Source organism: Bradyrhizobium sp. AUGA SZCCT0158 (assembly GCF_018130065.1).
Taxonomy (GTDB): Bacteria; Pseudomonadota; Alphaproteobacteria; order Rhizobiales; family Xanthobacteraceae; genus Bradyrhizobium.
In genome coordinates this window covers 31,872-46,524 of sequence record NZ_JAFCME010000043.1, presented here as the reverse complement: position 1 = coordinate 46,524, position 14,653 = coordinate 31,872, and the positions used below count along the sequence as shown (strand labels likewise).

The 14,653-nt window shown below is 61.6% G+C and carries 14 protein-coding genes; 12 read left to right on the top strand and 2 right to left on the bottom strand.

Going from position 1 to position 14,653, the window contains the following annotated elements; all coding sequences use genetic code 11:
* Nucleotides 1-457: 457 nt before the first annotated feature.
* Both JQ574_RS33180 and JQ574_RS33175 read right to left on the bottom strand, forming a co-directional pair.
* Complete coding sequence (locus tag JQ574_RS33180; RefSeq protein ID WP_212204217.1) at nt 458-1,417, bottom strand: hypothetical protein; 960 nt, start codon at nt 1,415-1,417, stop codon at nt 458-460.
* 7 nt (nt 1,418-1,424) lie between these two features.
* A complete protein-coding gene (locus JQ574_RS33175) occupies nt 1,425-2,804 on the bottom strand; it encodes an MBOAT family protein (RefSeq protein ID WP_212204218.1) in 1,380 nt (459 codons plus the stop codon).
* Between the two features lie 489 nt (nt 2,805-3,293).
* Between JQ574_RS33175 and JQ574_RS33170 the strand changes: the two genes are divergently transcribed.
* From JQ574_RS33170 to JQ574_RS33115, 12 genes are all read left to right on the top strand, one after another.
* Nucleotides 3,294-4,034, top strand: a complete 741-nt coding sequence (locus tag JQ574_RS33170; RefSeq protein ID WP_212204219.1) for a FadR/GntR family transcriptional regulator — start codon at nt 3,294-3,296, stop codon at nt 4,032-4,034.
* Nucleotides 4,035-4,072: 38 nt separating this feature from the next.
* On the top strand, nt 4,073-4,972 hold the full coding sequence (locus tag JQ574_RS33165) for an NAD(P)-dependent oxidoreductase (RefSeq protein WP_212204220.1): 900 nt from the start codon (nt 4,073-4,075) through the stop codon (nt 4,970-4,972).
* Nucleotides 4,973-4,982: 10 nt separating this feature from the next.
* Nucleotides 4,983-5,666 carry an amino acid ABC transporter permease gene (locus JQ574_RS33160; protein WP_212204221.1) on the top strand — a complete coding sequence of 228 codons (684 nt, stop codon included), beginning with the start codon at nt 4,983-4,985 and terminating at the stop codon, nt 5,664-5,666.
* 8 nt (nt 5,667-5,674) lie between these two features.
* Nucleotides 5,675-6,346 (top strand): amino acid ABC transporter permease, encoded by a 672-nt coding sequence (locus JQ574_RS33155; protein ID WP_212204222.1) that lies wholly within the window; start codon nt 5,675-5,677, stop codon nt 6,344-6,346.
* A gap of 1 nt (nt 6,347) precedes the next feature.
* On the top strand, nt 6,348-7,103 hold the full coding sequence (locus JQ574_RS33150; protein WP_212204944.1) for an amino acid ABC transporter ATP-binding protein: 756 nt from the start codon (nt 6,348-6,350) through the stop codon (nt 7,101-7,103).
* Nucleotides 7,104-7,121: 18 nt separating this feature from the next.
* On the top strand, nt 7,122-7,922 hold the full coding sequence (locus tag JQ574_RS33145; protein ID WP_249119766.1) for a transporter substrate-binding domain-containing protein: 801 nt from the start codon (nt 7,122-7,124) through the stop codon (nt 7,920-7,922).
* A 67-nt stretch (nt 7,923-7,989) separates the two neighbouring features.
* A complete protein-coding gene (gene rpiB, locus JQ574_RS33140) occupies nt 7,990-8,436 on the top strand; it encodes a ribose 5-phosphate isomerase B (RefSeq protein WP_212204225.1) in 447 nt (148 codons plus the stop codon).
* A 22-nt stretch (nt 8,437-8,458) separates the two neighbouring features.
* Nucleotides 8,459-9,442 (top strand): ribokinase, encoded by a 984-nt coding sequence (locus tag JQ574_RS33135; protein WP_212204227.1) that lies wholly within the window; start codon nt 8,459-8,461, stop codon nt 9,440-9,442.
* A 139-nt stretch (nt 9,443-9,581) separates the two neighbouring features.
* Nucleotides 9,582-10,655 (top strand): sugar phosphate isomerase/epimerase family protein, encoded by a 1,074-nt coding sequence (locus JQ574_RS33130; protein ID WP_249119765.1) that lies wholly within the window; start codon nt 9,582-9,584, stop codon nt 10,653-10,655.
* A gap of 31 nt (nt 10,656-10,686) precedes the next feature.
* A complete protein-coding gene (locus JQ574_RS33125; protein WP_212204229.1) occupies nt 10,687-11,838 on the top strand; it encodes a Gfo/Idh/MocA family protein in 1,152 nt (383 codons plus the stop codon).
* 343 nt (nt 11,839-12,181) lie between these two features.
* On the top strand, nt 12,182-13,447 hold the full coding sequence (locus JQ574_RS33120) for an ABC transporter substrate-binding protein (protein WP_212204231.1): 1,266 nt from the start codon (nt 12,182-12,184) through the stop codon (nt 13,445-13,447).
* A gap of 115 nt (nt 13,448-13,562) precedes the next feature.
* Nucleotides 13,563-14,618, top strand: coding sequence for an iron-containing alcohol dehydrogenase (locus JQ574_RS33115; RefSeq protein WP_212204234.1), 1,056 nt, complete (start codon nt 13,563-13,565; stop codon nt 14,616-14,618).
* Nucleotides 14,619-14,653: the final 35 nt, after the last annotated feature.

Below are 14,653 nucleotides of genomic sequence, written 5' to 3'. Positions count from 1 at the left end.
TGGACGTAACAGTTGCGATTGACGGTCGCGGCTGAAGCGTACGGCGAAAGCGTGTGGTCCTGGCGCCCGTAACGGCGTCAAGCTCCGAAGAAGCTAACGCTTCCGAGGGGCGACGGTGGCAATAGAGGCCGTCTCACCGGGGAGAGCGCGTCATAAGCCGTAAAGCCATTGCGCAGGGAATGTCGGAGTGCCTCCGCTGCCCTGTATGCTCGTGTGCACCATCTTGTTGCACAATCGCACACGAGACCGCGGGTGCAGCGCGCACCCGGCATTCCCTGCGCCCTCTCATTTCGAGAGGTGCGAAGATGACCTGCAAACCTCGGGCGCAACGCGCTGCGGGAACGTGAATTTGCGTTTCATCGGCGATGATCAGCCGTTTGACGTCTTGCAAACAAACACGTTGGCGCGGGCGTGCCATTCGAAGCTCCGGGTCAGGCCTCGAAATGGTGGCTCCAACCTAGCGGGCAAGCTCTGAGGATGTCCGCCTTACCACCTCGCTATCCATTTTCCGCTCGATCGCTCTCTCTAAAGAGCGGGCCATGATGATAGCCGACCGTTCGTCAAGATGTGCTCCATCGGTCCATCGGATCTCGTTGGATGGATAGTCCAATGATAACCATTTGCCGTGCTCGTGCCCAAAAGCCTCTGCCATTGCTGATCGGCCCGTTGTCATATATCGGGACTGCGCGAATGCGGGGCCCAGAGGAAGTTCGTAAAAGAACACCGAAATGCTTTGCTTCTCGAGCGTCTCCACGATGTGCTTCAATTCGGCTACGTTTCGACGGATGATCTGATCGTGATCCGCATTATTCCACTCAGCCAGGATAGCAGTGAGCACAACTGGGTTGTCTTCGGGGGCTGGCGGGTTTCGTAGAATTACCTCTTCCAAGGCCGATTGCCGAAGAAGCGCAGATTTGTCATCCCTGTCAAAGCGCCGCCAATCGTCGAGCTTTTGCTGGTACAACGCGGCTAATGTGCGAAGGGGCCTGAAATTCATTGGTGCGCGCGCAGGCTCCGCATTGCTCGTGCGGACCCTCTCGACCATTGCCTGGTCGACACCGCGAGAAAGCGTATTGGTCTCGATGGCTATGAGCCGCGGCCGAACAGCAGCAGCCGCCTCAATCATTGCTGCCCCGGTCAACGGAGATCCGCCAGGCAGCGCCAGATTTCGAACGTAAAGTTTATGAAAAAATTCTTCGTGCAATCGCACGGTGAACGAACTGCCCGTTAACGCGATCGGAGCAACTGGACTGTTGAGATAACGATCGGCAATCCTGGACTGTATTTCATCCGTCGTGGTCGCGGGAAAGTCAGGGATATCTTTGAGGAACTGAGGGGCTATCCAACACATTGCCAATACTGCGACACATACAGCGCTCGCCTTCACGAACCAGCTCATCGAGGCAGTACGGTCCATGTCCAACCTAGAACTGGAAATATATGAACGCTGTGTCGGGACCGGCTTCGATTAGCATCAGAGCTGCCATCGCGCCATACACATAGGGATCGAGGTTACCCCGTAGCACAACGAGCCTCTCCGAGGTAATAAAATGCTGTATGAGAACTGGCAGCGCATAGATCAGCACCAGACTTCGGTAAATGCGCGCAGGATTGGGCACGGACTGATCAATAAACATACCAGAAATATAATCCATCGCATGCTCGAAATTCGGGAGCTTGAAAAAAACCCACAGGAAGGAGACGCATAAAAAAACAACAAGCATGCGAGCCGCAACGATCACGCGACGCAGAGCGGCAATCGCTGCAAGTTTTTCTATCAAGGGCAGGAACGGACGCTCGATCACCAGAAGGAGGCCGTGCATTAGCCCCCATGCCAGGTAGCTCAATCCGGCGCCGTGCCAAAGACCACCCAGGCCCATCACGATCATTAGATTGAGGTACATCCGCCCTTTACCATCGCGGTTGCCGCCTAACGGGATGTAGAGGTAGGTGCGGAGCCAGGTTGACAGCGAAATGTGCCAGCGCGTCCAGAATTCAGCAAACGACTGCGAGATATAGGGCAAGTTGAAATTTATTGGCAGACGGTAGCCGAACAGCAGCCCCAGCCCGATCGCGATAGCAGAATACCCGAAGAAGTCGGCATAGATTTGATAGCTATAGAGGAACAGGCAGAGCCAGCGGTCGCTGCTTCGAAGCGCATGGTATAGAGGATAATCCATGTTGGTCGTAAGCGTGTTGAGGTTGTTCGCGACAAACAGTTTGAAGAAGTAGCCGGCGACAATCCATCTGGCCGCCTCGACGAACGGCACTTCGTTGATAAATTTCGGTTGGATCTGCGGCAGAAAGTTTTCCGCCCGCGTGATAGGCCCGGAGACGAGCTGCGGGAAGAATATGATGTAAAGAAACACCTCCCATCGGGAGGGGGCTGGGCCGGCGCGTTTCGTCATGTCCACCAGCAAGCTGATGTTGTGGAAGACGAAGAACGAAATGCCTATTGGGAGCGGAAGTTTCAGCAAGAGGTCGATCGCGCCAACATCCGAGAGTGCCGGTGAGGAGGGGTCGACGAACAGCAATTTGTATTTGAAAAAGGCGAGTAACGCGAGATTGAATGCAATGCCGGCCGGCAGCCACAACTTGCGTCGAACCATGGCCTTCAAGAGAAAGAAGTAAGTCCCGAAGACCGCTATCGCGAGCAGCGCCAGCAATTCCGGTTGCCCGAATCCGTAGAAAAACAGGCTTGCAAGAACCAGGATGTAGACCTGATACGGGCGAACGAGTGGCCAGTAATAAAGGGCAAATATCCCAGACACGAACACCGCAAATTGCCACGACGTGAAAGTCAACGAGTTAGCCTCCAGGCAGGGGGAGTGGTTGGAAAAATCCCATCTGCCGATCTCGCATCCCGGACGCAGCGCCTGTTCAGCGGAGCACCAAGCCAGACATAAATCGCGAAAACAACCCCATGCAAAGTAGAATGGGCCTCGAAGCACTCGTGCGTTGCGTCCGGAGGCACGCGAAGAAAATGGTCCATGGACATGGCCCAATCCAATCTCTTCCCACGCTCGCTGTCGTGGCGCCCGGCTCATCGGCAAAGAGCGGAGCAGAGGCGGCCTCCAGCTGAGTCACTGTCCACGGCGAACCGGAAGGCCTTGCCTACCTTCGCATCCTCAAGCGCTTCACGTTGATCGGCCTGCCTCGCTTCTGACCGCCCTTCATTTTGTTCCAAGCGTGCACGGCACGCCGTGCGGCAAGGCGTGGCACCCAAAGGGGCTTGACGCCCGCAGTCTGGTCATCCTACTGGTCTTACCAAGGTAATATCAAAAAGATCGGGAATGGAACTCAAGCGAGCGGCCGAGGGTGAAAGGGGTTTCCAGAAGGTCTTTGCCTTCCTGCGCGACCGGTTGATCGCCGGTTCGCTCAAGCCGGGCGACCGTCTGGTCTCCGAACGCGAGCTCGCGACGCAGCTCGGCGTCAGCCGGCCGCTGGTGCGGGAAGCCCTGCGCGCCCTGACCATGCTTGGCATCGTCGAAATCCGTGATCGCATCGGCACCGTGGTGACGCGTCCGGACGTTTCCGTGCTCAACGACTTCTTCACCTTCGCGCTGGCCCAGCAGGCCGACATGGTGGACGACGTGATGCAGGCGCGCATCGCGATCGAATGTCAGGCCGTTCGGCTGGCCTGCGAGCGCGCCAGCATCGCCGATTTCGAGCATCTGCAGCGTGCGCTGGCGAAAATTTCGGAAACCATCGACGAGGCCGATGCGGGCGGCATGGCCGACTTCGAGTTTCACCAGTCGATCGTGCTGGCGTCCCATTCGGAGACGCTCGCCGTCCTGCACAATTCGATGGCCGGCCTGTTGACGCACTCGCACCGCAGCCGGCGCGAGCTCGTGCAGGCCTTCCCGTCGATGAAGACGTACTTGATCGACGATCACAAGCGCATCTTCGACGCGATCGTCGCACGCGATCCCGAGCGGGCGGATACGACGCTGCGCCGACATTTTGCGATCGGCGATGAATACCGACGGCGAGCCGTCGTCGGTCAGAAAGACAGCCGGCAGATATCACGCTGACTGCTATCGACGAGAACAACGAGACGAAGAGAGAAGCGATGGGACGGGACGGCAAGGGAAGCGTTGGCTTCATCGGCATTGGTACGATGGGCCGGGAAATGGTCCGCAACCTGCTCAAGGCCGGGCATGTCGTCAGGGCTTTCGACGTTGCCGAGGCCGCAATTGCCGACGTGGTTTCGCAAGGAGCCGTGGGCGCCAACAACCCTGCGGATGCCGGCCGGGGCTGCGACATCGTCGTCACCATGCTGCCTGACACGCCGCATGTCGAAGCGGTGATCTACGGCGAGGACGGCCTTTTGAAATCGCCGCCTGCGGGCAAGCTGATCGTGGACATGAGCACGATCTCGCCGGTCGCGGTCCGCCGCATCCATGCGGATCTGCAACGCGCGGGCATCAGTTTCATCGATGCCCCCGTGTCCGGCGGCCCTCTCGGCGCCAAGAACGGCGCGCTGTCGATCATGGCGGGCGGTGAAGCGGAAGCCTTCGGTAGGGCTGAACCGTTCTTCAGGGCCATGGGCACCACCATCACCCATGTCGGCGCTGCCGGCGCCGGACAAACCGTCAAACTCTGCAATCAGCTGATCTGCGGCATCAACATCCAGGCGATCTGCGAAGCGCTCGCGTTGGGTCGCGCCTCCGGCGTCGACCTGGATTTGCTTCGCCGCGTTCTGCTGGGCGGCTCGGCCGCATCGTGGATGCTGGACAAGCTCGGTCCGGCGATGATCGCAGGCGACGTCGGCGCCGGCTTTCGGATCGACCTGATGCTCAAGGATCTCAGGCTGGTGCAAGAGCATGCACAGGCGCTGAACGTGCCGCTGCCTGGAACCGCACTCGTCACCAGCCAATATGTCGACGCGCGGGCGCACGGTGAGGGCGCGAACGGCAATCAGGCCCTGTTCCGTGTCTACGACCGCATGACCAATCAAAGCACTGGATGATCCTGTTGCAATGAACATCGAACTCGACTTTCCCGCAGTGCTGGAACGGTGGCCGAACTTCCTCGGAGGCGCCATTCTGACGCTCGAGCTCGCGTTCCTGGCGACGGTTTCGGGCGCCCTTCTCGGTACACTTGCGGCCGTGGGCCGCGGAGCCCATAGCCGGCTGATTACGCGTATCTGCAAAGTCTATGTGGAAGCGATCCGCAATACGCCGCTGCTGGTCCAGATATTCCTGGTCTATTTCGGACTTGCCAGCATCGGACTGAAACTGTCCGCCTTCACCGTTGCGGTGGTTGCCCTGACGATCAATGTCGGAGCCTATACGGCCGAGATCATGCGGGCAGGTTTCGAAGCGATCCCGCGCGGGCAGATCGAGGCGGCGGAAGGACTCGCGCTCTCGCGCTTCCAGATCTATTGGCACATCATCCTGCTGCCCGCAGTCGAAAAGGTTTATCCGGCGCTCACCAGCCAGTTCGTCCTGCTGATGCTTGCCTCGTCGGTCTGCTCGCAGATCTCCGCCGAGGAATTGACGGCCGTGGCCAACTACGTCCAGTCGGATACCTACCGGGCGTTCGAGACCTACATCATCGTCGCCGTGCTCTACATTCTGCTGTCGCTGGTCATGCGCGCGGGATTCTGGGGCCTCGGCCTCGTCCTGTTTCCGCGCCGGCGGCGGCTCGGCACGGCGTTGTGAGGTAGCGCATGGGCGGACATCTCAATGCCAACCACCTGCTTTTCCTCGGCCATGGCGCGCTATGGACGGTCGGGCTTTCCCTGATCGCTCTCATTGGGGGCGGTATCGTCGGCTTTGTAATCGCACTCGCGCGCATTTCTCCGCTCAAATCCGTGCGACTTCTCAGCGCCGCCTATGTGCAACTGGTCCAGGGCACGCCGCTCCTCGTCATCCTGTTCCTCGGCTATTTTGGACTGGCAGCGATTGGCCTCAAGATGTCGCCGCTTGCCGCCGCCAGCGCTTCGCTTACCCTCTATGTCGCCGCCTATCTCGGCGAGATCTGGCGCGGCTCGATCCAGTCGGTGCCAAAGCCGCAATGGGAAGCGGCGGAAGGCCTGGCGCTGAGCCGGACCCAGCGCATGATAAAGGTGATCCTGCCGCAGGCGATGCGCATCGCGACGCCGCCCACCGTCGGCTTCATGGTGCAGATCATCAAGAACACCTCGCTCGCCTCGGTGGTCGGTTTCGTCGAACTGATGCGCTCGGGACAGATCGTCAACAACTCGCTGTTCGAGCCATTCATCGTCTACGCCATCATCGCCGCCGTCTATTTCGCCATGTGCTACCCGCTGTCCCTGTTCAGCCAGAAGCTGGAGCGGCGGATGGGACGTGGCAGTGCCAACAACCTCAGTCTGGCCTGACATGCAGCAAACCGCATCTTCCACTCCCATCGTATCTCTCCGCGACGTGCAGAAGAGCTTCGGCTCGCTGAAGGTGCTCGATGGCGTGAGCTTTACCGTCGAGCGCGGCGAGGTCCTTGCCATCATTGGCAGGTCGGGTTCCGGCAAGAGCACTGCGCTGCGCTGCATCGACCGGTTCGAGAAGGTCGACGGGGGCGAGATCACCGTCTGCGGACGCAGGGTCGATCTTCCAGACGTCGATCTGCGGGCGCTGCGACAGGATGTCGGTATCGTATTCCAGAGCTACAACCTGTTTCCGCACCTCACGATCGAGCAGAACATCACGCTGGCTCCGTGCTCGGTGAAGCGAATGGATCTGTCCGAGGCAAAGGCGCTGGCTCACAAGGTGCTGGCGCAGGTCGGTCTCGAAGAGAAGATTCACGCCTATCCCGAGCAGCTATCCGGTGGTCAGCAGCAACGCGCTGCCATCGCACGTTCGCTCGCCATGCAGCCCAAGGTCATGCTGTTCGACGAGGTGACCTCGGCGCTCGATCCCGAATTGACAGGCGAAGTCCTGAAGGTGATCGAGCAGCTCGCCGCCGATGGCATGACCATGGTGATGGTCACGCATGAAATGGGCTTTGCAAGGAGCATCGCCGATCGGATCGTCTTCATGCATCGTGGCAAGGTTCACGAAACCGGGCCTGCCTCGATCCTGACGGCACCGACGACGCCGGAACTCGTCCAGTTTGTGGGGACGGGCAATCTAAAATCATAACAGGAGAGGAAAAAGCCAATGATGATCGGAAACCGGAAGATCTGGAGCAGCGCCGTCGCTGCCTGTTGTCTCGTCGTGCTAGCTGACCGGCCGGCGCGGGCCGACCTGCTCGATGACATCACGCAGGCCAAGAAGATCCGTATCTCGACGGACCTTGCAATTCCCCCGTCCGGCATGATGGACAGCAGCATGAAGCCGACCGGCTCCGATGTCGAGGTTGCCCAGTTGCTGGCCAAGGATTGGGGCCTCGAGCTGGAGTTCATCCAGACCACCGGCGCGACGCGGATCCCGAATGTGCAGACCGGCAAGGCCGATATCATCATATCCACCCTGTCGGTCACGCCCGAGCGGGCCAAGGTGATCGATTTCACGAAGAAATACGCAACGCTGCAATCGGATATCGGCTGCCTGAAGTCGCTGAACGTCAAGGACTGGCCGGACCTGAAGGACAAGACCGTGGGCGTCTCGCGCGGCACCACGCAGGATACGATGCTGTCGAACATGAAGGACAAGGAACTGAAGATTGCGCGCTATGACGACGATGCGACCGGCGTGACGGCGGCGGTCTCCGGTCAGGTCGATTGCGTCGGCTCGTCGGCCACGATCATCAACCAGATCGGCATCAAGAACCCGGCGCGCGTTTTCGAATCCAAGATCCCGCTCGCCAGCTTCGAACTCGCCATCGGGCTGAAGAAGGGTGAGACGCGCCTGCTGGAGAAGCTCAACGCGTGGGTCACCGAAAACGTCAAGAACGGCAAGCTCAACGCCATCTACAAGAAATTCCACGGGGTCGAGCTGCCGCCCGACATGCGTGGTTGAACGAAGCACAACCGTGACAGCCGGGGTGCGGCTGTCACGGTCCCAAAAACAACGAAATGGAAATCACATGCGCCTTGTCATAGGATCCGACCACGCCGGCTGGCCGCTCAAGCAAGCCGTCATCGACCATATCCGCAGCCTCGGTCACGAGGTCGTCGATGTCGGCTCCTATGACGAGAAGCCGGTGGATTTTCCCGATATCGCGCGGGCCGTGGCGAAAAAGGTCACGTCTGGCGAAGTCGCGCGCGGCATCATGGTTTGCGGCACCGGTGTCGGTGCCTCGATTGCGGCCAACAAAATGAAGGGCATCCGCGCCGCGGTTTGTCACGACGTCCATTCGGCCCATCAGAGCGTGGAACATGACGATGTGAATGTCATGTGCATTGGTGCGCAGATCGTCGGGCCGTGGCTCGCCAACGATCTCATCTCCTCGTTTCTTGCCGCCGAGTTTTCGACGGACGAAGATTTCCGGCGCCGCGTTCAAAAGCTTCACGAAATGGATGCGGAAGGCTGAGGTCTTTGCTCGGGGGCGGGCGATGATCCTTGTGTTCGGTTCGCTTAATGTCGACCTGGTCGCCAGGGTGCCGGTCATTCCCGGCCCCGGCCGGACGGTGCTCGCCCCATCCTATCAAACCCACTTCGGCGGAAAGGGCGCCAACCAGGCGGTCGCAGCCGCACGGATCGCCGGCCCGGGAAAGGTCCGCATGGCGGGTCGGCTGGGGCGGGACGTATTTGGCGAGGAGTCGCTCAAGAATCTCGCCGGCAACGGCATCGACACCGGCCAGATCGTCAGGGTCGATGCGCCGACCGGTTGCGCGTTCATCACCGTCGATCCGAGCGGAGAAAACGCGATCACGGTGGCGAGCGGCGCTAACAATACGGCCTGCGCCGCCGGTGTCGCGGAGACGCTCTTCAACGCCGACACCGTTCTGGTGCTGCAAATGGAGGTGCCGTACGCCGAGTCCCTTCACCTTGCGCGCAAGGCCAGGTCAGCTGGTGGCAAAGTTATCTGGAACCTGGCCCCGGTCCCGGATCAGATAACAGGCGCGATGATCCGCGATCTGCTCGAAGCTGCGGACTACCTCATCGTAAACGAGCACGAGGCGCTCGACCTTGCTGCAGCGCTCGACGCAGGCGTGACGGATTTCGAGACCGCCTGCAGCTGGCTGGCCAGATCGGGCGGATTGACTTGCGTGGTGACGGCCGGAGCGCAGGGGGCACTGGCCTGCACTGCCGACGATACCCGGTACCGCGCGCCGTCCCCGAGCATCAGACCGGTCGACACCACGGGCGCCGGCGATACGTTTGTCGGCGCCTTTGCTTCGATGATCGGCGAAAAATCGTCGCTCAAAAAGGCGTTGGAAGTGGGGTGCGAGGCCGCGGCCTTGAGTTGCCTGAAGGCCGGCGCGCAGCATGGCATGCCGATGAGAGACGCGTTACGCGAGGTGCCAGCGACAGTCCCGAACATAGCACCTGCACTCAGATGCGTGGATGACGCCGGCATTTTCAAAGAGGGCTGACAATCCACTTCCGGCAGGCGGGCCCCCGATGGGGGGCGGGACCGAGATCGTCTCGCGTATTGAACGGCCGGCATCCCTGTCGGACAATGACGCGGCGTCCTATCTGCGTGGTGCAGCCGTCTGAACCGGAGAAGATCTCATGTCAGCGACCATCCGACCGGCCACCATGAAGGGACCCGCAATTTTTCTGGCGCAGTTCATCGGTGATGATCCGCCGTTTGACAGCCTCGATGCGATCTGCGGCTGGGCGGCAGGGCTTGGTTACAAGGGCGTTCAGGTCCCGACCTCCGATCCACGCCTGATCGACCTCGACAAGGCCGCCGCCTCTCAGGCCTATTGCGATGAAATTGCCGGCGTGGCTGCGAGCCATGGCCTGGTGATCACGGAATTGTCCACCCATTTGCAGGGACAGCTGGTCGCGGTTCATCCGGCCTACAACGAAGCCTTCGACGCTTTTGCACCGCCGGCCGTCAGGGGCAGGCCGAACGAACGTCAGATCTGGGCAACAGATCAACTGATGAAGGCCGCGCAGGCGTCCCGCCGCCTCGGCCTCACCGGCAGCGTGAGCTTCACCGGCGCGCTGGCCTGGCCGTTTCTTTATCCCTGGCCGCAGCGGCCGCCGGGCCTGATCGAGGCGGCGTTCGACGAACTCGCGCGTCGCTGGCGTCCGATTCTTGATGCCTATGAGGAAGCTGGCGTCGACCTTTGCTACGAGATCCATCCAGGCGAGGACGTCTGCGACGGCATCACCTTCGAGATGTTCTACGAGCGCACCGGCAATCACCCGCGTTGCGCGATCAACTACGATCCGTCGCACTTCGTCCTGCAGCAACTGGACTACCTGGCCTTCATCGATATTTACGCCGGGCGCATTCGCGCCTTCCACGTCAAGGACGCGGAGTTCAATCCGACCGGGCGGCAGGGCGTCTATTCGGGCTTCCAGTCCTGGATCAATCGCGCCGGCCGCTTTCGCTCGCTCGGCGACGGACAGGTCGATTTCAAGGCGATCTTCTCGCGGCTGGCTGCCATCGGATTCGACCGCTGGGCGGTGCTGGAGTGGGAATGCTGCCTGAAGAACGCGGAGGACGGCGCGCGCGAAGGCGCTACCTTTATCCGCGATCACATTATCCGCGTCACCGATCGAGCCTTCGACGATTTTGCGGGCGGCGCCAGCGACGAGGCACAGATCCGGCGGACACTGGGGCTCATCTGAGCGCCGGAGTAGATCGACAGGAGCGCGCGACATGGCTGAACCACGCATTCGACTTGGAATGGTAGGCGGCGGGGAAGGCGCCTTCATCGGCGCCGTCCACCGTATCGCCGCGCGCCTGGACGATCGCTACGAACTCATCGCCGGCGCGCTTTCGGCCTCGCCCGACAGAGCGATGCGATCGGCGGCGGCGATCGGCCTTCCATCCGATCGATCCTATCCGGACTTCCGGACCATGGCGCAGGCCGAGGCCGCGCGAACCGACGGCATCGAAGCGGTTGCGATCGTCACCCCAAACCATATGCACGCCCCGGTCGCCGACGCCTTCCTGGATGCGGGCATTCACATCATCTGCGACAAACCGTTGACGACAACCCTTGAGGAGGCGCGCCGCTTGCGCGACAAGGCGCGCGCGAGCGGACTGATATTCGCCGTCACCTATAATTATTCCGGCTATCCGCTGGTCCGGCATGCACGCGCCATGGTTCAGGGCGACGAACTCGGCGCGATCCGGATCGTGCAGGTCGAATACCCGCAGGATTGGCTGGCCGATCCGCTTGAGGCCACCGGCCAGAAGCAGGCCGACTGGCGTACCGATCCGGCGCGCGCGGGCGCCGGCGGCTGCGTCGGCGACATCGGTACCCATGCCTACCAGCTGGCGCACTTTGTTACCGGCATGATGCCTGAGCAGATCTTGGCCGAGACGACCATCTTCGTGCCGGGCCGCCGTGTCGATGACAATGTGCAAATTCTGCTGCGCTACAAGAGCGGGGCGCGGGGCGCCTTGTGGGCGAGCCAGGTTGCACCCGGAAACGAAAACGGGCTGCGGTTACGGATCTTCGGCGAGAAGGGCGGTCTTGACTGGCGGCAGAAAGAGCCGAACCTTCTCGTTTGGTCGCCGCTTGGTGAGGCGACGCGCCTGGTACGCCGCGGCGCAAGGTCTGTGAATGCCGCCGGTCAGCGTGTCAGTCGTACGCCACCCGGCCATCCCGAAGGATATCTGGAAGCGTTCGCGACGATCTATACCGAAGTGGCCGCAGCTATTGTAGCCGGGCGTACCGCTTCCCTTGCTGATCCCCGAGTGACCTTTCCAACGATCGAGGATGGCTTTGCCGGTGTCGCGATGGTGGACGCCGTGTTGCGCTCGAGCGCCGCCGGAGGGGTCTGGATGTCAATTGAATTGTGAACGCACCGACGCGCCGACATGGCTGTTGCGTGCGTGGTGCGTTGGCCTTCCGCAGCGCGGTGAGAAGGAATTGGGTAATCAACACGTACCTATCCGGCTCGTCTCAATTCGCTCAGCGGATGAGTAATAGATGTGATCGGGCAGGGAAGCGCTCGCAGCCGGCGAGATGCTGCGCTGCCCGCGCATGACAGCGTCCGCGAAAATGAGACGCTTGGATATTGGCGGCTCGGGCTTTGATCGGCAGCTTTCCTGAAGGCGCCCGCAAGGGGCGCGTCAGGAGACGCTCATGAGGAAGGTCCGGCGTGGTTGCCGGATTCTCTTCCGCGTCAGAGGGAGGACAACAATGCGCAAGTCTTTGCTTGGCGCCGTCGCGGTGGCTGCCCTTATGCTGCCCGGCGCAGCTCTCGCCCAGAGCGGCACCATCAAGATCGGCATTCTGGTGGCGCTGGAAGGCGCCTTCGCGACCGGTGGCCAGGATGGCGTCCGAAATGTCGAACTGGCTCTCAAACAGGTCAACAACACCATTGCCGGCAAGAAGATTGAAACCGTCGTCGCTCCGACGGATACCAAACCCGACACAACGGTCCGTATGGCTCGCAAGCTTATTGAGCAGGACAAGGTCGACTTCATCATCGGCCCGCTTTCCGGCTCGGAAGGCATCGCCATGCGCGACTTCGCCAAGACCATCCCCGACAAGGTGGTGATCAACGGCATTTCCGGCGCGCTCGAGACGACATGGGTCGATCCGGCGGCGAATTTCTACCGCTTCAACCTCGACGGCTCGCAATGGGGCTACGGCCTCGGCGGCTACGTCGTGAAGACGAAGGGCTGGAAGAAGGTTGCAACGATCGCAGCCGATTACTCGTTCGGCTATACGAACTTCATGGGTTTTGCGGTGGATTTCTGCAAGTCGGGCGGCGACATCGTCCAGCGGTTCTGGCAGCCGCTCGGCCAATCGGATTTCGGCGGGATCATCGCGCAGCTGCCGGACAATGTAGATGCGATCTACCTGGGCCTGGGCGGCACGGATGCGATCAACTTCCTCAATCAATACCAGCAGGCCGGTGAAAAAACCCGCCTGATCGGCGGCACCATCATGGCCGACCAGACCGTTCTGACGGCGAAAGGTAAAGCGAAAGACGTGCTGAAGGGCACGCCGACCTCCGGACCCTTCGCCGCCGACAATACCGACCCGGCATGGACCTCGTATGTGAAGCTCTATCAGGACAGCTTCCCCGCCAACCAGCGCCTCCCGTCGCCTTCGCTGTTCGGTCTCGGCTACTACGTCGCCACGCAGGCCGCCATCAAAGGGCTCGAAGCGGCCGGGGGCGATCTGTCCAACGGGCAGGCAAAGTTCAAGGAAGCGCTCAACAAGCTTCAGCTCGACAGCCCGATCGGCAAGATCACGCTGAACGAAAACCGGCAGGCGACCGGAACGGTCTTCGTCAACGAAGTGGTCGATGGACCGGACGGCAACTTGACCAGCAAGATGGTGGCCAAGACCGAAAACGTGAACCAGACGCTCGGCATGACGACGGCTCAGTTCAAGGCCCTGGGGCTGCCGGCGCGCGATGCGGTCGACTGCGCCAAGCTGCGCGCGGGCGGCTGAGCGCGCCTGCCGCTGATGTCATCTTCGGTGGCCGGTGCTCTCAGCCGGCCATCGCTTCCTTCGGAAATTCCGCCATTGCAGACTTCATGCGGCGGAAACGCCGGGAGCGTCTCCGATGACTCTCATCGACTATCTCACACGCACCCATTTCGCTGAGGCCGCGATCGAGGATGCGCTTCCCGAGGAGGTGGGGCCGCTCGCTCGGGCGCTGGTGCTCGTTGACAGCGAGCCGGGAAGCGCGGCCGTTTGCTCGCGCGTGCAGGAGTCGCTCGGCCAGACGGCGATCAGCCTGGCGCGGACCGATCGTGCCAGCCCTCATGGAGAAGCAACCGTCAGGATTCTGAGCGCCATGAGTGACATCCGGACGGACACGCTGATCGCCGTGGGTGGATCTGCGGCCGTCGGGCAGGCGCGGCTCGCTGCGGAGCATGCATTGCGGCGCGGCGAACGCCTCATGCTGATCGCGGTTCCTGCCGGCCTTTGCGATTTCGGATTAGCGCGGCGGGTGCGCCTGGGGCAGGGCCAGCCGGTCACCTGCCCGCGCCCCGACCGGGTCATCGCCGATCCGACGGTGCTTGAGGGAGCGTCCTCACGCCGCCTCGCCGCCGCGGCCATGGAGGTGCTGGTCCATGCCATCGAAGCCTACGCCAGCCCCGTCTACCATCCGCCGGCAGACGCGCTGGCGCTGGAGGCCACAAAGCGGCTCACGCGGTGGCTACCCGTGGCGCTTGCTTCGCCCAGTCACCGGGAAGCGCAGCGCGAATTGATGGCCGCGGCATTGACGGCGGGGCTCGCGCTGGAAAAAGCGGTCGGCGGGGTCGATGCGCTTGCGCATCCGATCAAGGCTGAACTTGGACCCGGCGTCCTGCAAGGCGACCTCCATGTGCCATTGATGGCGGCCATGGCCGACTTCAACACCGAAGCCGTGGGCGATCGATACGCCGCCATGGCCGAAACCTTCACCAGAACAACGCCAGAGCCGCACTTGAGCACCGCCATCGGAGCGTTCGCCCGCGCCATCGGCCTGCCGACCTCCTTGCGGGAGATGGGGATCAATCCGGCCCAGTTCGACCGTTTTGCGGAAATGGCCGCGAACGACCCCGGCGCCCTTGCCAATCCCCGACGGCTGACTCCAGGCGACTGCCGCCGCATTCTCGAGGCCGCCTGGTGAGCACGAACGAGCAGCACCCGGCGCGGGGCAAACGG